Annotated in this window: 16 protein-coding genes; 4 read left to right on the top strand and 12 right to left on the bottom strand. The window is 38.5% G+C overall.

The features are described 5' to 3' along the window. Nucleotides 1-9 precede the first annotated feature (9 nt). The 7 genes from J8L73_RS11830 to pyrC form a co-directional block, all read right to left on the bottom strand. A complete protein-coding gene (locus J8L73_RS11830; RefSeq protein WP_058548850.1) occupies nt 10-627 on the bottom strand; it encodes an energy transducer TonB in 618 nt (205 codons plus the stop codon). Then, nucleotides 627-1,031 (bottom strand): biopolymer transporter ExbD, encoded by a 405-nt coding sequence (locus J8L73_RS11825; RefSeq protein WP_006792384.1) that lies wholly within the window; start codon nt 1,029-1,031, stop codon nt 627-629. Before J8L73_RS11825 ends, J8L73_RS11830 begins: the two co-directional genes overlap by 1 nt. Nucleotides 1,032-1,045: 14 nt before the next feature. Further along, nucleotides 1,046-1,570, bottom strand: a complete 525-nt coding sequence (locus tag J8L73_RS11820) for a MotA/TolQ/ExbB proton channel family protein (protein WP_004588135.1) — start codon at nt 1,568-1,570, stop codon at nt 1,046-1,048. Further along, on the bottom strand, nt 1,570-2,934 hold the full coding sequence (locus J8L73_RS11815) for a MotA/TolQ/ExbB proton channel family protein (RefSeq protein ID WP_210999632.1): 1,365 nt from the start codon (nt 2,932-2,934) through the stop codon (nt 1,570-1,572). Before J8L73_RS11815 ends, J8L73_RS11820 begins: the two co-directional genes overlap by 1 nt. A 7-nt stretch (nt 2,935-2,941) precedes the next feature. Continuing rightward, the gene (locus tag J8L73_RS11810; RefSeq protein WP_058548847.1) at nt 2,942-3,712 is read right to left on the bottom strand and encodes a DUF3450 domain-containing protein; all 771 of its coding nucleotides are present in this window, start codon (nt 3,710-3,712) and stop codon (nt 2,942-2,944) included. A gap of 904 nt (nt 3,713-4,616) precedes the next feature. Further along, a complete protein-coding gene (locus J8L73_RS11805; protein ID WP_004588138.1) occupies nt 4,617-4,820 on the bottom strand; it encodes a cold-shock protein in 204 nt (67 codons plus the stop codon). Between the two features lie 451 nt (nt 4,821-5,271). Then, on the bottom strand, nt 5,272-6,324 hold the full coding sequence (pyrC, locus tag J8L73_RS11800; protein WP_211017278.1) for a dihydroorotase: 1,053 nt from the start codon (nt 6,322-6,324) through the stop codon (nt 5,272-5,274). 183 nt (nt 6,325-6,507) lie between these two features. Here pyrC and J8L73_RS11795 point away from each other — a divergent pair, with 183 nt between their 5' ends. The 3 genes from J8L73_RS11795 (at nt 6,508) to J8L73_RS11785 (ending at nt 10,992) form a co-directional block, all read left to right on the top strand. Then, nucleotides 6,508-8,877 (top strand): EAL domain-containing protein, encoded by a 2,370-nt coding sequence (locus J8L73_RS11795; protein ID WP_211017277.1) that lies wholly within the window; start codon nt 6,508-6,510, stop codon nt 8,875-8,877. A 411-nt stretch (nt 8,878-9,288) separates the two neighbouring features. Beyond that, nucleotides 9,289-10,176 (top strand): LysR substrate-binding domain-containing protein, encoded by an 888-nt coding sequence (locus J8L73_RS11790; RefSeq protein WP_058548844.1) that lies wholly within the window; start codon nt 9,289-9,291, stop codon nt 10,174-10,176. A 51-nt stretch (nt 10,177-10,227) separates the two neighbouring features. Next, on the top strand, nt 10,228-10,992 hold the full coding sequence (locus J8L73_RS11785; protein WP_211017385.1) for a YdcF family protein: 765 nt from the start codon (nt 10,228-10,230) through the stop codon (nt 10,990-10,992). A gap of 19 nt (nt 10,993-11,011) precedes the next feature. On the opposite strand, the gene J8L73_RS11780 is transcribed toward J8L73_RS11785, so the two are convergent. Continuing rightward, complete coding sequence (locus J8L73_RS11780) at nt 11,012-11,764, bottom strand: Nif3-like dinuclear metal center hexameric protein (protein ID WP_210999635.1); 753 nt, start codon at nt 11,762-11,764, stop codon at nt 11,012-11,014. A gap of 151 nt (nt 11,765-11,915) precedes the next feature. On the opposite strand from J8L73_RS11780, the gene J8L73_RS11775 reads away from it, so the two are divergent. Next, the gene (locus J8L73_RS11775) at nt 11,916-12,284 is read left to right on the top strand and encodes a hypothetical protein (protein ID WP_058548842.1); all 369 of its coding nucleotides are present in this window, start codon (nt 11,916-11,918) and stop codon (nt 12,282-12,284) included. Between the two features lie 287 nt (nt 12,285-12,571). Here J8L73_RS11775 and J8L73_RS11770 read toward each other — a convergent pair whose 3' ends face one another. From J8L73_RS11770 to J8L73_RS11755, 4 genes are all read right to left on the bottom strand, one after another. After that, complete coding sequence (locus tag J8L73_RS11770; RefSeq protein WP_210999636.1) at nt 12,572-15,745, bottom strand: amidohydrolase family protein; 3,174 nt, start codon at nt 15,743-15,745, stop codon at nt 12,572-12,574. 105 nt (nt 15,746-15,850) lie between these two features. Next, complete coding sequence (locus J8L73_RS11765; RefSeq protein ID WP_210999637.1) at nt 15,851-16,675, bottom strand: M90 family metallopeptidase; 825 nt, start codon at nt 16,673-16,675, stop codon at nt 15,851-15,853. A 139-nt stretch (nt 16,676-16,814) separates the two neighbouring features. Beyond that, nucleotides 16,815-17,453, bottom strand: coding sequence for a CatA-like O-acetyltransferase (locus tag J8L73_RS11760; RefSeq protein ID WP_210999666.1), 639 nt, complete (start codon nt 17,451-17,453; stop codon nt 16,815-16,817). A gap of 105 nt (nt 17,454-17,558) precedes the next feature. Continuing rightward, nucleotides 17,559-18,599: a Glu/Leu/Phe/Val dehydrogenase gene (locus J8L73_RS11755; RefSeq protein ID WP_210999638.1), complete on the bottom strand. Its 1,041-nt coding sequence runs from the start codon at nt 18,597-18,599 to the stop codon at nt 17,559-17,561. Between the last annotated feature and the right edge of the window lie 251 nt (nt 18,600-18,850).

Here is an 18,850-nt window from a genome sequence, read left to right as displayed (position 1 = left end):
CTCGCCTCCTTAGTTGCCTTGGTTAAGTTTAAAGTCTAATTGAACTTGTAAACCTGGTTGTTTTTGTGGTTTTCCGTCAATGATCTTAGGACGGTATTTCCACTTACGCAGTGCACGTTTAGCTTCACGGTCAAAGATACGTTTAGGATCAGCGTCGATTACTTCAACGTCGGTCACACCACCTAACTCATCAATTGTGAATGAAAGTTGAACCCAACCTTCTTTACCATCACGCGCTGCTTGCGTTGGATATTTTGGTTCAATACGAACGATAGGTGTCGCATCACCATCTCGTCCAAATGCACCTGGACCACTTAGTCCACCAGCTGAACTACCTACATCAATGCTACCCATGTTAAATGACATAGCACCAGGGTTAGGATTATTATTTTCCGGCTGTGGCGGCTGCGGTTTAGGCGGCTGCTTTGGCGGTGGCGGAGGCGGAGGCGGTACACGCTTCCTCTCCTGCACCTTAGATTCAGGCGGATTCGTCATTATTTCGACTATGATCTGCTCTTTTTGTTCCGTATTACGGTCAGCCCCACCAGAGATGAGGTAAGCCATGAAGTAGAACAAGCCGAAAGTAACTGCCCCACCTGCAATCAGTGAAAACAGAAAACGAATCATTACTGATCTCCAGCTATTGAAATTCTTAGGTTATCACCCGTCGCTTTGATCTGGTCCATAACTTTAACCACTGTGCCATGTTTTGCTTCTTTATCAGCTTGCAAAATTACAACATCAGTAGGTTGTTCTGCTAATAAACTTTCAATTTTCGCTGAAACACGTTCAACGTCAACTTGTTGTTTATCAATCCAGATAGCACCATCACTACGTATAGCAATAAAAATGTTAGCATTTTTTTGCTTCGTAGCTTGAGCCGCTTTAGGTTTATTGACCTCGATACCAGCCTCTTTAACGAACGATGTAGTTACGATAAAGAAAATAAGCATGATAAATACGATGTCAAGCATCGGCGTCATATCTACCGCTGCTTCTTCTTCTTCACGAAAACGTTGTTTACGTGCCATATTTAATTCTCTCTCTAGTGATGAGGCATGCTATCTACAAGTTTGGCTTTCACCATTCTCGCTCTTGCCTCAAGGCGTGAGCTAAAGAAAACTCCAGATAATGCCGCAACCATTCCAGCCATTGTTGGGATTGTTGCCATTGAAATACCTGATGCCATTAAACGTGCATTACCAGTACCTTGAGTAGCCATGGTTTCAAAAACCGCGATCATACCCGTTACAGTACCAAGTAAGCCTATTAAAGGACAAACAGCTACCAATGTCTTAATCAACAACATACGCTGATCTAATTTTTCAGACGCTTCAGAAATCCATGCTTCACGGATTCTGTGTGCGTACCAAGACGTAGTGTCTTGGCGGGCATCCCACTTGGCTACAATGTCCTTCGTCAAACGAGGAAATTCAGCAAGTAGGAACCAATAGCGCTCAATCATTAAAACCCACATAAGAAAGAGTGCTATCGCGACCACGTATAAAACCTGACCGCCTGTGCCAACAAAATCCCTGATAGATTCCCATATCTCCATCAGGACTAGCATTAAGCCTTCTCCTTCTCCGCGTGAGTAGCGATGATACCAGCGCTTTGCTCATCAAGGATATGTAATACCGACTTACTACGACCTGCAACAATTGAGTGAAGTAGAATAAGTGGTAGTGCTGCGATAAGACCTAGCGCTGTAGTTACAAGAGCTAGAGAGATGTTACCTGCCATGATCTTCGGATCACCCGTACCGAACAATGTGATTGTTTGGAACGTTAAGATCATACCGATTACAGTACCTAGTAGGCCTAGTAATGGTGCGATTGCAGCTAAGATCTTGATGATGTTGATACCAGCTTCAACACGTGGAGTTTCACGTAGTATCGCTTCATCAAGTTTAAGTTCAAGGTTTTCAACATCTTGAGTCTTGTTATCATGGTACACTTTAAGAATACGACCCAGTGGGTTGTTTGTATTCGGTGTAGACAAGTTCTTAAGCTGAGACTTGATCTTAGAAGTAGTAAGCGCTAAATCAACGAAACGTACTAAGAAGATTAATAGACCTACAACTAATAGTACTGTGATGATGTAACCAACTTCAGCACCTTGCTCGTAGTATTCCATCAGCGTTTTCTTCTGCGTGTTGATACGTAAGATTGCACCACGAGTCGGGTCAACGTATACGCCAGCATAGTTATCAGCAGAAGTACCTTCTAGAGCAGTAATACCGTCTAAAATGTAGCTATCAGGTTGTTTACCTAGAGGCTGAATAGACTTAGTCTCTGGTGAGTAGATTAAGTAACCTTCGTCAGTAACTAAGTTAAAGTTACCAATACGAGTTACTTGCTTCATTGAAGCGTTACCGTCAAGACCAGCAACTTCAGTTTCAAAAGTAGAAACTTTAGCTGACTCGGTCATTTCTGTTTGAAGTGAAATCCAAAGTTCTTCAAGTTCGCGAACTGTTGGAAGTTCTTTAGCAGCGGCTAATGAACGTAATACTTCAGCACGACCTGGTTTTTCAGCACTTACTAGTGAAGCTTCGATAGAACCGATAGCGTCTTGAGCTGCACGACGTACAACACCAAACATTTCACCAAGTGTACCTTGAGCGTTTTGAAGAGCTTGCTCTTTTTCCGCTAACGTATTTTCGTTTTGTGCATATTGCTTAGCTAAGCTATCGCCACGTGCTTTTTCAGCAGCTAGTTGGCTTTTCGCTTTGTTAAGTAATGCTTGCTTGTCAGCACGTTCTGAAAGGAACTCTTGCTCACGTTGCTTATTGATTTTACCTTCAGAGATACGCTCTTGCTTAACTTGCTCAAGAATTTTATCTAGAGCACCAGTATTTGCATGTGCATTAAGCGCGGTACCTGCAGAAACAGATAGTACTGCTGCAACAGCAAAACCTTTAAATAGTTTCTTCATTATTTAATTACTCCGCGCCAAAAATTGGTAGTTTAACAAGTTCTAGTGTCGCTTGCTTACGCGCCATACGGATCACTTCTTTAACTGATTTTAGGTATTCATCACCTAACTTCTTCCACTCTTTAGTGTTGTTATCCCACACCCAAGCGTGTTTTAAGTCAAAAGACTGTGCTACGTAAGAAATACGACCTAAACGACCGATATCAACGTTAATGTTCTTGCCATCAACTTCTAAGGTACCTTGTGAAGCTGTTACAGCTGAACTGTAAGCAGTTTCTACTGTGTACGCTTCTAGAACTTGGCGGAATTTCTCTGACGTCGTTACAGACGCAGAAGCCATAATGTCGCGAAGTTTCTCAACACGTCCAAGACGCGTTTCAAGATTAAATGGAACGTCCGCTTTGATGAATTGCTCAAGCGTATCGATCATGCGATACATCAAAGGCACAACGTTTTGTTTTGTGTTGTCAATTGTAGCGATTTGACGGTCAAACGATTCAATAGAAGCATTTTGGTCAGCGACCAAACGTGCTACGTGATCGTTGTATACTTTCATAAGTTCAGTCTCATCAACAACGCTACGGTACTCAGCGATTAACTCCTGAGTTTGACCATATACATTGTCAATTTTAGTTTGAGACTTAACAGCAGCCTTTTGAATTTGTTGACCTGCTTTTTGCACGTCATTCAAAGGATCTGCAATCACATTGCTGCTTGCAAATGCAAAAGCGCCAACCAACGCAGTTGCTACAAGACTCTTTCTGATTTTAACAGACATAGTTCCCAACCAATTAAGTAATGTTACTTTTATAATTTAATTATCCTCCGAGGAGAACAACCCTGATATCTTTTAATAGATATCAACCTACCAATAATGCTAAATGCAATGGATGCTGTCAACTTGATGTTTACTGTTCTCTGTAAATAAATAACCATGATAAAGATTAAACTAAAGTACCAACTCAATAATGTTAACATTATTGTAACGACTACTTTTCTTAATATGCCAACTAAAGCCTTTTAAGGGGTGTATTTATTCCCAGACCACTGACAAATAACAACATAATTGCAACATTTAAACAAAAATGAATTAGTACTGAAAAAAACTCAAAAAAAAACGATACGATTATAACAAAAGTTATTTTTTAGACTGTTTTGATACGTTTTGGTGTATTTTTTACAACTCATCTTATAAAACAAACCGTTTATCGCACAAAAAAACGACAATCAGCTCATGGAGTCACTTTTACTCCAATGCGAATAGTGATATTTCTAAATATTAATATTGGTTTTTTGCACAACATGCTTTTAAACCATTTTTAATTTTATGCATGCCTATAACTTCAACAATCCATTCGTTAGGCGTGTTGTAAATGTGAATAAATTAATGAGGGCTATAAATAAGGTATAATTGCAAAACTAAAACATTTATTAAGTAGTACACAGAGAAAAAGCTAAAAACGCGACTGCCCTACTATCTAGGAACGTAAATTCACTTTAGGATTTACTTAGACAGCTAATGTTTATAGTATAATTTTTCACGACGCAAAAAATTAGCAGATATTAAAATTTGTAGTTAAACATTTCTAGGAAATAATATTTATAAGGGAGGGTATTAAAGGGGATTATGGTGAAACAGATGACTGCTCCACCACGATGAACAAAGGTTCACATAATTTAAATTATGCTACTTCTACGTTCTCAGCTTCAGGGCCTTTTTGACCTTGTTTGATGCTGAATGTCACTGCTTGACCTTCGCTTAGAGTGCGAAAACCTGAACCAGTGATTGCGCTGAAATGTACAAACACGTCAGGACCATTTTCTTGTTCAATGAAACCAAAGCCTTTAGCTTCGTTGAAAAATTTTACTTTACCAGTAACCGACATACTAATTTTCCTGTAAGTCAATAATTAAAATTCAGCCATATTATTATGGCTATATCCTCCCTGAGTCAGTGCCCAAAATTCTGGAGGTATAGTACAGGAACAAGTTTTAACCTAACCGGTAACCTTAAACGCAGCACAATATCCGTAAATTCAATACGCAAAAACTCAAAGCAAGTTAAGATTAACACATTAATTTTTTTTTGGCTCTATTAATTGGGATTTATTTATGAAGAAACTTAACTTTCCCAAAATTAATGATAAATGGTTAATTTAAAAGCAGAAATAATATGAAATATACTATTGAATGATTTAAACCTATAAATAGAAGGCTTATTTGGGCACTTTTAAATATGTACTCAAATATCATATTTTACAAAAAGCTAAAAAACTATTGATTATAGCTCAAAAAAGCCACAGAAATTCTTTTGTGGCTTGCACATATTTTATCTTATTATTTTACTTGCCAGTCAATCATATCCTCAGCTTTTATAGGCACGACTTTGGAATCACCTAAAGTGTAAGTTGCAGGCACTTCCCATGGGCTCTTTACTAATGTAATTGTATCTTTGTTGCGCTCAAGACCATAAAAATCAGCACCAAAGTGACTAGCAAACCCTTCTAGCTTATCAAGAGCATCTGCATCTTCAAAAGCCTCTGCATATAACTCAATTGATGCATGAGCAGTGTAAGCTCCAGCACAACCGCACGCAGCTTCTTTTTTATCTTTATAGTGCGGCGCAGAGTCAGTCCCTAAGAAAAACTTTTTATTTCCACTAATTGCAGCACCCATTAAAGCTTGTTGATGGATATTACGCTTAAGGATAGGCAAGCAGTAATAATGAGGGCGAATACCACCAGCTAACATATGATTACGGTTATAAATAAGGTGATGCGCTGTTATCGTCGCCGCAACATTCTGTGGTGCGGCCAATACAAATTCAACGGCATCTTTCGTTGTTATATGTTCCAACACAATTTTTAATTCAGGAAAATCAGCAACAACATCACCTAAAATAGTCTCTAAAAAAACCTTCTCGCGGTCAAAAATATCTATTGATGAATCAGTTACTTCACCGTGCACTAAAAGTAGCATGCCTACTTCTTGCATCGCTTTTAAAACAGGGTAAATATTTTTTACTGAAGTAACCCCTGAATCAGAGTTAGTTGTTGCCCCTGCAGGGTATAGTTTTGCTGCAAAGATTTTACCCGTTGCTTTTGCTTTTTTTATTTCGTCTGGAGTCGTTTTATCAGTTAAATAGAGGACCATTAAAGGTTCAAACTGCCCTTGTGGTTCAGCATCCATAATACGTTCGCGGTAAGCTAACGCTGTATCAGTACATGTTGCAGGAGGAACAAGGTTTGGCATAATAATAGCCCGCCCCATGTAGCGGCTAATGTCTCGCACAGTATCTTTTAGCTGTTCACCATCACGTAAATGTACGTGCCAGTCATCTGGACGAGTGATAGTGAGAGTTGTTACGGTATTAGATGTATTACTTGTCATTACTTTGTTCCACGGCTGAATTTATCCGATCATAGGCATATGGCGTTTTGGAGTAAAGATTTTATTAAAAAGAATCGCTTTACACTTTAGAAAATCTATTTATTACTTTATTTTGTACTAATAGAAATATTGGGTTAACTTAGTAGCCGTACTTAAAAATAAAAAGAATAATGTAAATTGTCTATGTCTTATCAAATTGATGCAATAAGAGCATTAGAAATAAAAACTGATGAACTCAGTATTATTAATCAGTTTTCATCTAGCTTACTTCAACTCGACACCCTCGATGAGCTCTTTGAATATGTAACTACACAAGTAGTGAATCGTTTAGGATTTGTTGATTGTGTGATCTATTTGGCAGATCGCAATGCCGATACATTAAACCAAGTTGCTTCTATGGGTATTGCACATGCTCGCAATAAGTACCAAGCTGAACGTAAAATAATTCGTTTCAGTGAAGGGATTACTGGGGCTGTCGCAAGCACTGGTAAAGCCGTTATTATTGACGATGTCACAAAGGACAGCCGATATATTGCGGACGAGCGCCCTGCTCAATCAGAATTATGTGTCCCTCTCATATATAAAGAGCAAGTATTAGGTGTTATCGATTGTGAGCACCCTTTTAAAAATTATTTTACCCATGCCCACTTAGAAATTTTAACTACAGTGGCACATTTGCTCAGCGCAAAAATAAACCAAGTAAATACGGTTAATAACTTACAACAAACTGTTGAGCAACTCAATAATGCTCAAAAGTTAGAAAATAGCTTATTACAAATAGCTAACCTGACTTATAAAGCAAATGACCTAGACACTTTCTTTGAAGCACTGCATAGAATAATAAACAGCTTAATACCTGCCGATAACTTTTTTATTGCTCTTTACGATAAGCAAGTTGATATTCTCGATCTGGTTTATATAGTAGAAGAAGGAATTCAAAGTCATGCCCATAAAAAAATATCAAAAGAGCAGCTAAAAGATACAGCCTCTTACTATTTATTAAAATCAGATCGTGTTTTATTACTTAACCAATCACAATATCAACAACACATTAATGTCGGCGACTTTAAACTTGTTGGTAGGTTATCTGAATCTTGGCTTGGCGTCCCGTTTAAAACGAATGAGAGAATAAGCGGCGTAATTGTTGTTCAAAGTTATGATAAAAATCTGCAATATAACGAGCATGACAGCGCTCTATTAACCTACGTTAGCCGCCAAATAAGTATGGCAATAGATAGACAATTAGCCCGTCAAGAGCTAGAGCACAAAGCACTCCATGATGAACTAACAGGCCTTGCTAACCGCTCTTTACTTATTGAGCGGATAAAACACGCTATTTTGCGCTTATCCCGTGCTAAAAAAAGCACAAGCCACGCGCTCTTATATTTAGATTTCGACCGGTTTAAAAGTATAAACGATGCTCTGGGTCATGAAGTGGGTGATCACTTTTTAATTAAAATCTGTGAACTTATAAAAAATACAGTGCGAAATACTGATACCTTTGCTCGTTTAGGCGGTGATGAATTTGCTATATTCATGGAAAATATCACTCATAAAAATCAGGTAAGTGAAGCGTTAAAGCGCATTACGACAGCACTTTGTAAACCATTAAATGTTGATGGCCACCTATTGCAGGCCTCTACTAGTATTGGTATAGCTTACAGCGACAGTATTGACGATAAAGCCTATATTTTATTACAGCAAGCCGATGCTGCTATGTATGAAGCAAAATCAACCGGCCGAGGACAAGTAAAGTTTTTCAATAACACAATGCGTAAAAAACTTAAAACTCATGCAGATATCGAAAACGATTTACAGCATGGTATTGAGCATAATGAGTTTGAACTCTATTTTCAGCCAATATTTACCATTAATAGTAGTGAAATTATAGGCTTTGAAGCATTAGTACGTTGGCATCATCCTAAAAAAGGCTTTGTACCACCTAATGACTTTATACCTATTGCTGAAAACACAGGTCAAATAATTAATCTAGATTTACACCTTCTTGATTTAGCTGCGCAGCACATTGCCAATTGGCATAAACAGGGACATCGCTTTTTAAAAGTAACCGTTAATGTATCTTCACGTCATTTTGCAAGCCTTGACTTTGTTGCTCAAATTCACTCTATTTATAATAAGTACCAATTACCTCTTGGTTCTTTATGTTTAGAGATCACTGAGTCGGGTTTAATCGAAAACTTAGACTTAGCAACACAAATTATAGAAGGGCTTTCACCGCTTAAGGTAAAACTGTGCCTTGATGATTTTGGTACTGGCTATTCTGCGCTTGGTTACTTACATCAATTACCAATCCATATTTTAAAAATAGACAAGAGCTTTATTGATCACCTTCAAGACTCAACTAATCCTCTTGTTGAGGCTATTTTATCTCTGGCACAATCCCTTCAACTCGAGGTTGTTGCTGAAGGTATTGAAACACAGGATCAACTCACTATTTTGCAATCAACTGCCTGTAATTACGGACAAGGCTATTTAAAATCAAAGCCTGTAACCGCAAACCAAGCAATTAAATTAATTAATAAGCCTTTGTAAGCTATACGTTAGTACATCAACTAAAATTAAGTAATGCTCTTTTTAACCACATTAAATAAAGCATTACTTAATTGCCTTACGGTATGCTTACATATGCCTGACAGCATTGAAAAAACAATCTATTTAGCCTCGCTCACACCTAAAAAGCACTTAATATAACCACTTATGATAGATTTATTATTTATAGTCTAGGTTAATCATGCAAATTCAAACTAAACATGAACTAAACTCATAACCAACCCACCAAACAACCTTTTAAGCCAGCTGCCACATTAAGATATTTAATGTTTAGAGGGTAATCTATAATAAACAGCCTTATTTTAGCCATCTAGACGTTGAAACGTTTTTTGTAAAAGCGTAGTATGTAGTTAATCTAAGCAAAACTCACTTTCACCATGAGAATTATTAAAGATGATTGACATTAAACATTTAAAAACCATTGCGACCCTAAAAGACACTGGATCTTTGGTTAATACAGCTCGTGAGCTATTTTTGACACAATCAGCGTTGTCTCATCAAATAAAAGACTTAGAAAACAAATTAGATTGCCAGTTATTTGAACGTAAAACTCAACCTGTACGTTTTACGCCACAAGGCATGTTATTACTAGAGCTGGCAAACGAGGTTTTACCAAAAGTAGAAGCAACTAAATGCAGATTAAAAGAAAGCCTTAACCAACCTATTTCACAACTGCGTTTAAGCGTCGAATGCCATGCCTGCTTTCATTGGTTACTGCCTACAATTAAAGAATTTAATAATTTTTGGCCCGATATAAAAATAGACTATGAGCGCGGCTTTAGTTACGACGCTATTCCTGATTTATTAAGTGATGAGCTAGATTTAGTATTAACCTCAGATATCCGTGAACCTGACAAACTAGAGTATGCGCATTTATTTGATTTTAAATTAAAGCTAATTGTGGCACCGGATCATGAACTTGCTAAAAAAGCCTATGTAACCGCGCTTGATCTAAAAAACGAAACTATTATTTCGTACCCTATTCCGCGTGAACGCCAAGATATTTTTAAACATTTTATTCAAAATGCACGCTTTGATGGCACACTCAAAAATGTAGACCAAGGGCTACTTATATTTCAATTAGTAAGTGCTGGAATGGGTGTAGCTGCACTACCTGACTGGCTTGTTACACCTTACGAAAGCCAAGGATTGATTAAATCAATTCCGCTTGGTGCACTTGGCTTAACACGCCCAATGTATTTAGCAATGAAAAAAGACATGAAAGATAACCCCGTTTATCGTCACTTTTTAAATACGTGTAAGCTAAATAACGGTCGATAAATTACATGCTAATAAGTAACATAAAGCAATATTATGTTTGTGTTACTTATTATGTTTGAATTAAAAAAGATTTTAGGTGGCTTACTCATGCCGCTCCCTTTATTTTCTCTGTTTGCTCTTATAATGCTGTTGATTGCATTTAAAGGGCGTAAATCAGCACTTGTTATTTCAAGTTTAAGCTTATTCGCTCTGCTTTGTCTTAGTACACCGTTTTTTGCACATCAAATTATTAAAAGCAATGAGCCAAGTTCACTTGCGTTTAATGCATTAAAACACTCTAAAATAGATAAAATTGTTGTACTTGGCTGCGACATAAACCCAAACACCGGGCTCAGTGCCAACAACCAGCTTGGTAACTGTGCGCTTAGCCGCTTAGTAGAAGGTGTAAAACTTGCTAAGCAATACCCTAATGCACAACTTATAGTATCTGGTGGTGGTTACGAGAATGTCACTAATAGCGCCTTAATGTATAAAACAGCCATTAGTTTAGGAGTGAATAAAAACCGTATTAGTCAACACCCGCACGCTATGGATACCGCTGCGGAGGCAAAAATGTTAGCCCCAAAACTGGTTGATTTTCACGTTGCTTTGGTTACTTCTGTGCTTCATATGCCTAGAGCAAAAAATTTATTCAACGCCCAAGGAATAGATGTAATAACAGCTGCAACTGATTACCATAATTTTGCAGCGCAGCCTTTATATAAGCAGTTTATTCCAAATGCAGAGGCTTTAAGGGTCGTTACACAGTACGCACATGAATTGCTGGGAAATGCGTGGATTAATTTGCGCCGCTGGATAAATCCAGAAGCGCTTTAGTAACTAATAAGTATTTTAGTTATACCGGGTTATCTATATCTATAAAGGTAACCTCAAAACCATAATCTTTAGCTAGTAACTCACCCAATGCTTTAACACCGTAGCGTTCAGTGGCATGGTGCCCTGCAGCAAAAAAATCTATATTTTGCTCGCGCGAACTGTGAATAGTTTGCTCAGACGCTTCACCTGTTAAATAGGCATCAATTCCCTGCTCTGCTGCTAAGTCTATATAGCCTTGCCCACCACCTGTGCACAGTGCAATGGTGTGTATTTTTTCATCGCGAACAATACTGCTCAATGGCTCTCGATGCAAAACGCTTGCAATTTTCTTGGCAAACTCACTACCTGTAAGCGGAGTTTTCAAACGTCCTTTCATTGCTACACTATTAGCAGTTGGCTCAAGCCCAGTTTCTATCTCAATATCAAGTAAATTAGCTAGCTGCGCGTTATTACCAATAGTCGGGTGAATATCCAGAGGTAAATGATACCCAAACAAATTTATGTCGTTTTTAAGTAATGCACTTATACGGCGCTTTTTCATACCTGTGATAGGTTGGGATTCCCCTTTCCAAAAAAAACCATGGTGAACCAAAATAGCATCTGCATTTTTTTCTATAGCTGCATCAATAAGTGCTTGGCTTGCTGTTACACCAGTAACGATGGTTTTAATTTCATTTTTACCTTCAACTTGTAATCCATTTGGGCAAAAATCTTTAATTAAATGCGGTTTTAAAATGTCATTTAGAAGTTGGTTAAATTCTCTACGTTGCATACACGTTACCTTACTTAACACTGAATTTTGTGCAAATTTTGGCGTTTATAGGTGAAAAATGGAAGGAAAATCGCAAAAAATTGAAAAACAGTTTTAAAATAGGTATAAATACCCCCTTCTTTATCTGTGTTCACAACGTATAGGGTCTCTGATGAGCAAACTAGACAAAACAGAAGTGTTATCTGCCTTTGAAGCAGCATATGAAGCTGCAAATGGTAAAAAACCTGAAATTACAACTAAACCAGGCTGGTACAGCATCGATGGCGGAAAAAATCTACGCCTAGCTGACGTAGCTGAGCTGACTGAAGAATTAAGCTCTGGTAAAACTACACCTAAAGCTGCAGAAAAAGCGCCGGCTAAAAAAACTAAAACGAAAACTGCTGCGCCTGTTAAAGCACAGAAAAAAGCACCGTTCTCTGTTGTTACCGAAAATGAAGAAGGTTACACAGCTGAAGAGCTTTGGATTGTAATTTTAGCTCGTAAAGATCATGACTGTCGCTTACCGCGCGGTGTTGTTTAAACACCATTTGTGATTTTAAAGAAACCGCGTTAAGCGGTTTTTTTATGTCTGTTATTTATTAATTGAACATGCAATTAATCCACAATAATACTTAATTATTTTACGGGCCTAAACGTGTCGCCACCTGCGATAAAAATTATCATTTAGAACAAGCCAAAAATGCAAATAAACAGCAAATACAACACCAATAAAAGCGGTAATTAGCATGCCAAATTCTTTACTAATAATACAGAGCTAAAAAAAGCGGCTATTAGCCGCTTTATAACAGTTAAAAATAATAATTAACGCTATTCAAAATAAAGCGGTTCACGTGCTTTTTTACCCACTTCATTCATTGTACTTGCATCAAATAAACGACCATTGATCATGGTGTAATCAACTTTATCCGAATCTCGAATATTTTTAAGCGGATCGCCATCTATAACCATTAAATCAGCCAGTTTACCCACTTCAAGCGAGCCTACGTTTTTATCGAGCCCTAAATACTTAGCCGGATCGAGTGTCGATGCACGTATTGCCTCAAGCGGTGTCATTCCGCCTTGAGCAAACATCCACATTTCCCAATGTGCACCAAGCCCTTCACGCTGCCCATGGGCACCTAAATTAACCAGTACACCCAAGTCTTGCAGCTCTTTTGCCACACGTGCGTTATTAAAGTGATTATAGTGATGATCAGGCGCTTTTACGCGGCGCATAGAGCGCGGTAATAATTGGTTTTTAGGCACAAATTTACTTAAACGAGGGTGGTTCCACACATCCGTTTTATCATACCAATAGTTTTCCCCCCATATACCACCGTAAGCCACTACAAGTGTAGGTGTATAGCCTACATCACTTTGCGACCATAACTGTTTTATATCATCATAAATGTGCTCAACAGGAATAGAATGTTCAATGCCTGTGTGGCCATCAACCACCATACTTAAGTTATGTTGCAATAATGAGCCGCCTTCTGGCACGACCATCATTTCAAGTTCACGCCCGGCTTCAATTACTTGCTGGCGCTGCTCACGCCGTGGTTGGTTATACGATTTAACACTAAACGCCCCCACTTTTTTAAGTCGCTCTAAATGAAATTTAGCATCTTCTAACGAGTCTATGTGTGACGTATAACCCGGCATATTTGCGCCATATAAAATAGTCCCTGTAGAGAAAATACGCGGGCCAACAATCATCCCTGCCTTTTGCATTTCACTGGCAGTAAATATTTCTGTTGTATCATTTGATGGGTCATGAATAGTGGTAACACCCAGTGCTAAGCCTGCAAAGTTTTTCCAATTTTGCTGTGGAATTATTTCATCACTTGCTTGAGAGCCATGTGCATGCGCATCAACAATACCAGGCATAATCGTTTTACCTGTTACATCAATTACTTTTGCATTTTTTGGTATGGTTACTTCATTAGCTGTACCAATTGATTTGATGTGTTTGCCATCTGTAATTATCACACCATTTTCAATGACCTTTTCGCCATCCATAGTAATAATCTTTGCGCCTTTTAACGCAATCATGCCTTTAGGCTCAGCCATTTTTTTACTAAAACCAATGCGTTCACCGCTTTTTACTTTAAAGTCAGCATCATCGGCTTTATTAATTGCAAACATTCCCTCTAAACTTGCATGGTAAAGCTCTGGGCCTAAAGTCCAATAAAGCGTATTGCTTTTAGTATTCCAGCTAATGTTTTCACCCGCACGAGCAGACAATTGCTCTATAGGGAACTGGCTATCTTTAGGGCTTATATTAATTGTTGAGCCACTTTCTACAAAAGGGGTAACAAACACTTTAAACCGCTCAGCAAACGCTAAATATTGACCATCTGGTGAAACTCTAAATTCAGTTGCATGCTCAGACTCATAAAGCTTACGTACTTTTTTACTTTTAAGCTCTACTACGCTAAGCGTTGGTTTTGGCCATGGGCTCATAATAAAAACGCGATCACTCTCATCACCAAACTGTGGTTGATACCCGCTTTTAGAAATCAGCTCACTTTTACCACCTTTAACGCTTACACTATAAATGCCTGGGTTTAAAGACCATTTAGGGTTTAATATGCTGCCACCTGTGGCTTTTCGGTACACAACCGTTTTACCATTTGGGCTAAATGTTGGCTCTACATATTTGCCAGGCTCTGAGGTAATGGTATCGCCCCGTCCGCTGCGCGACGATACAACGCGTACCGTACCTTGTTCGTTATCATTCCAAGTGGTGTATACAATTTTCTTACCATCACGAGAGTATTGCGGGAATAACTCATAATGCTCAGTTTGTTTAGTTAAACGTTTAATCTTGCCCGACTCTAAATCACGTTTATAAATATAACCAAGTGCTTCAAAAATTGCCGTTTCGCCATCTGGGCTTACCTGTACATTTCGTAGCATTTTTACATCAAACTCGTCGGTATCTAAGTTTTGTGTAAATCGCACTGCTTTTTGAATTTTTTTACTTGTTTGCACTTTAAAAGGGATGGTTTTAACAGATTTGTCTGCAACATCTAGCTTGTGAATAGTGCCACCAGCCCAAAATACCAGCTCTTCATTATCTGGCGTCCATGCAATAGTCGGATAAACCCCATGTATAGCCCACGTTTCTTGCATGTCACGTTCAAGCTTGTCGTACAGTTTTGTGTGCTCACCGCTGCTTAAATCGTATAAATAAAGGCTAGTTTGAAAATCATCACGCTTAATGTACGCTAACTTTTTGCCATCAGGCGATGGTGTGGGTCTTATCGCTCCACCCATAGTATTAATAACAGTTTCTATCTCGCCTGTTTCACGGTCGTAGCGTTTAATTTTATAAATACCCGCTACTGAATCTTTTGAATAATGAAAAGTTTTACCAGGCGTTGCATCATGTGAAAAGTAAACATAACGTCCATCTGGGGAGAACATTGGCTCACCTAAATCTTTTTGATCGTTCTCGCGCTTAGTAAGTTGAACACCTTTGCCCCCCGCCTTATGATAAAGCCACACTTCACCAGCTCCCAACGAGCGGCTTGCAGTAAAGTGCTTACGTGCAACTAGGTAATCGCCATCAGGGCTCCATGCGGGGCTGTTTAAAAGCCTAAAGGTTTCATCAGTAACTGCGTGTTGGTTTTCGCCATTTAAATCCATTATCCAAATATTATCGCCACCTCCCTGATCTGAGGTAAAAGCAATGTGTTTTCCATTTGGACTAAAGCGAGGCTGCATTTGCCATGCAATATCTGAGGTAAGTTTTGTAGCTGTACCGCCACTCATTGGCATTGTATAAATATCACCAAGCAGGTCAAACACAACTGTTTTTCCATCCGGGCTTACATCAATATTCATCCATGTGCCTTGTTCAACGCTAATTGCAGCGTCAACAAACTGGCCTTTAGGAGAATCTACTTGCCATTTTTGTTCATCTTTTTCGGCAGCATTTACATGCCCTAGAGCCAATGACACTGAAAGTGCCAATACTGTATGAAGCATTTTTTTCATGCGTTTCTCGCTTGTTATTGTTGCAGTTAAATCTATTTTACATGATTGCAACAAAAAAAAGCGTAACTTGCCAGCGTTATATGATAAAACGCAGTTTATGTAGGTTTAATGCCAAGCAATAGGATCAAATTGATAGTAATCCACCAGCAGACGGTAAATTTCAGGATCGTGATGTCTAAGTTCAGCTGGTTTTTCTAAGAATGTTTCTGTGATCACAGCAAAAAATTCAGCCTCATTAGTTGCACCATAACTATGTATAACATGGCTCATACTATACGCCACATGTGTTTTTAACTGAGTAAATGCACGGCTAAATACACGCCCCCATTCTGTGTATTGCGCAGCGTTTTTTAAAAGTGGCGTACCCGATGTTTTACCTGTTTCTTGATCAAGCTGATGAGCAAATTCATGAAATACCAAGTTATGGCCATCGCTAGGTAATCTGTTTCCCTCCAGCACATCGTGCCAACTAAGCACTAAGGTGCCGCCAGGCCACGACTCACCCAAACGTACAGCGTTATGATAACTAACAAGCCCAGCACTATCACGGGTCGATTGCGGCGCATAGTAAGCACTTGGATATAGTAATATCTCCTTCACGTTTTTATAAAGCGGCCATGGCTTATTTAGCACAAGTACGCACGCGTCGGCAGCTACAATTAATTTCATGGCAGGTGTTAGCTTTAAACCATCGCGCCCTAAAAAGCGTTTCTCGTTTAAAAACCAGACGATATGGCGCTCTAGCTTTTCTCTATCTGCGTCAGTCATTTTTTTATAAATAGGCATGCAGCGGAGTAAGATATCTTTTTGCTGAGAATTTAAGGAGAGAGTTTTATACTTTTTTTGCCATAAGCGGTTTTGTATTGAAGGCCATCGCCAAAACACAATAACAAACACAACTAAAATGAGTAATAACAGTCCATTTATCATAAGGACGTCCTAAATTAATTTATGTTATATAAATATGTCCGGGGATGTTGTTTTTCAACTGCACATGGCTCCACGTTTAATATAGAGCCAACACGTTATTTTAAAATTGTTTAATAATAAGCTTTAGCTTACCTGCCAATCAGCTATTACAAAAGTCATCAAAGGCACTTTGCAGTACGTTGATAAATTTAGCGACATGCAATCCATCCATCAATGAGTGGTGCACATCAACAGATAGAGGCATTGTTCCGGTATTTTTATCGAATTGACCAAACACAAATTTAGGGATCCCTACACTCTCTCCATTACTAAACGCATGCGAAAACGCGCTAAAATTTAACCATGGTAAAACTGATATGTGAATTAAATCGGCTTGGCCTTCTGTTTGCTTAAACGCATCTGAAAAAAGCGGCTGGGATTTAGCCTTTTTACTTACCTCACTAGCATGAACTGCAAACTCAGCAAATGTGCTTTTACTATTAAAGTAACTAAAAACAAATGCATCATTTTTATCAAGCTCAACCACACTCGCTCGCACTTGATTAAGTAACCAAGGCTTTTGCTCTAAAATGCGTAACATTAACGGCTCATAGGCATGGCATGCTTTTAAAGTACAAAATATATAAGCCTGAAAAAAAGATAAGCCCTGCGTTTTGCAATACTGATAAAGCTGCTGTGCATCTATACGCACACAAACATTAAAGTAAGGCTGAGCAAAGTTTTTAAAAAGCTCAAAGTGCTGCGTGCGAGACCAACTTTCTAAATCAAAAGGCTGCATAAAAGGAGTTGAAGAAGTCATAATATCCGTGTGAGTGTAATTAACACTTTTAAGTATAAACAAAAAAGGCGTACCTCTGTACGCCTTTCATTGTGTAATTACTGATTAAAGACCGTTTTTAATGATCTCTTGTGCTAACTCATCGGCAATTAAATGCGTTGATTTTTGCTCTTTTTCACTTCGAGCAAAAATTTCAGTCAAGGTATCGAATATCACCTCAACATGCTTATTAGATGCAGCTTTACTGTAACCTTCAGGTGCTGTTTCGTAATAAACATTAATAATACCGCCAGCGTTAATTACATAATCTGGTGCATATAAAATGCCTTTTTCACGAATAATTTCACCGTGGCGAGACTCTGCCAGCTGATTATTAGCACAGCCTGCAATAATCGTCGCTTTTAAACGCGGAATCGTTAAGTCGTTAACCGTTGCACCTAAAGCACAAGGCGCATATACATCTACATCTAAGTCGTAAATTTCATCAATACCAACCGCTGTTGCATTAAAGTCATTGACCACTCTTTTAATAGCGTCTTGGTTTATATCAGTAACAAACAACTCTGCACCTGCATCAGATAAATACTTACACAGCGCATAAGCAACTGAACCTAAACCTTGTACAGCCACTTTAATACCAGCAAAGTTTTGATGACCGCGTTGATGCTGTAATGCGGCTTTAATTCCTAAAAATGTTCCGTAAGCAGTAAATGGCGATGGGTTACCACTTTTACCTTCAAGACCCAAAACGTAGTTTGTTTCTTTATTCATCAGGGCAACATCGTCGCAAGTGATATTTACATCTTCTGCACAGTAATAGCTGCCACCTAAGCCTTCTAGCTTACGACCAAAAGCGCGAAATAACTGCTCTGATTTAATTTCTTTCGCGTTACCAATAATAACAGACTTACCACCGCCAAATGGCAGGCGTGCAACTGCATTTTTATATGTCATGCCTTTAGCTAAGCGCAGCACATCGTAAACTGCATCGTCGTCATTTGCATAATCCCACATTCTACAACCGCCAACAGCAGGGCCTAAATTGGTATTATGTACAGCAATAATTGCTTTTAAGCCTGACTCTTCATCAGAACAAAAAACCACTTGCTCGTGGTTATCAAATTCAGCTTGGTTAAATACAGCCACTTTAAATACTCCGAAAAATGAACCCGTGAGAGGGTATACGCGCTGGAAATTCACGAGACTTTACCACTTCATATTAAGGTTCGCCACACCAATGGATGATAAACCCAATGAAAACATCAAGCTTGAATTAAACAACCCAACAAAAGCCACTTTAAAGATAAAAAAACCCGAATAAACAACTATTTTAATTTTAAAAACTAAATTAATAAAAACCACAGTTACTTACGCTTACGTAAACGAGAAGAAACTAA

The organism is Pseudoalteromonas sp. MMG006, from assembly GCF_018101025.1.
In the GTDB taxonomy this organism is placed as follows: Bacteria; Pseudomonadota; Gammaproteobacteria; order Enterobacterales; family Alteromonadaceae; genus Pseudoalteromonas.
The sequence above is the reverse complement of the archived record's forward strand: the minus strand, read 5'-3'. Positions and strand labels throughout refer to the sequence as shown.

Coding starts and splice junctions, on each gene's coding strand:
- J8L73_RS11780 (WP_210999635.1), bottom strand. CDS start 11,764: ATGCAACGTAGAGAATTTAACCAACTTCTAAATGACATTTTAAAACCG.
- J8L73_RS11815 (WP_210999632.1), bottom strand. CDS start 2,934: ATGAAGAAACTATTTAAAGGTTTTGCTGTTGCAGCAGTACTATCTGTT.
- J8L73_RS11820 (WP_004588135.1), bottom strand. CDS start 1,570: ATGCTAGTCCTGATGGAGATATGGGAATCTATCAGGGATTTTGTTGGC.
- J8L73_RS11765 (WP_210999637.1), bottom strand. CDS start 16,675: ATGATAAATGGACTGTTATTACTCATTTTAGTTGTGTTTGTTATTGTG.
- J8L73_RS11775 (WP_058548842.1), top strand. CDS start 11,916: ATGAGCAAACTAGACAAAACAGAAGTGTTATCTGCCTTTGAAGCAGCA.
- J8L73_RS11825 (WP_006792384.1), bottom strand. CDS start 1,031: ATGGCACGTAAACAACGTTTTCGTGAAGAAGAAGAAGCAGCGGTAGAT.
- J8L73_RS11770 (WP_210999636.1), bottom strand. CDS start 15,745: ATGAAAAAAATGCTTCATACAGTATTGGCACTTTCAGTGTCATTGGCT.
- J8L73_RS11805 (WP_004588138.1), bottom strand. CDS start 4,820: ATGTCGGTTACTGGTAAAGTAAAATTTTTCAACGAAGCTAAAGGCTTT.
- J8L73_RS11795 (WP_211017277.1), top strand. CDS start 6,508: ATGTCTTATCAAATTGATGCAATAAGAGCATTAGAAATAAAAACTGAT.
- J8L73_RS11785 (WP_211017385.1), top strand. CDS start 10,228: ATGTTTGAATTAAAAAAGATTTTAGGTGGCTTACTCATGCCGCTCCCT.
- J8L73_RS11810 (WP_058548847.1), bottom strand. CDS start 3,712: ATGTCTGTTAAAATCAGAAAGAGTCTTGTAGCAACTGCGTTGGTTGGC.
- J8L73_RS11790 (WP_058548844.1), top strand. CDS start 9,289: ATGATTGACATTAAACATTTAAAAACCATTGCGACCCTAAAAGACACT.
- pyrC (WP_211017278.1), bottom strand. CDS start 6,324: ATGACAAGTAATACATCTAATACCGTAACAACTCTCACTATCACTCGT.
- J8L73_RS11830 (WP_058548850.1), bottom strand. CDS start 627: ATGATTCGTTTTCTGTTTTCACTGATTGCAGGTGGGGCAGTTACTTTC.
- J8L73_RS11760 (WP_210999666.1), bottom strand. CDS start 17,453: ATGCAGCCTTTTGATTTAGAAAGTTGGTCTCGCACGCAGCACTTTGAG.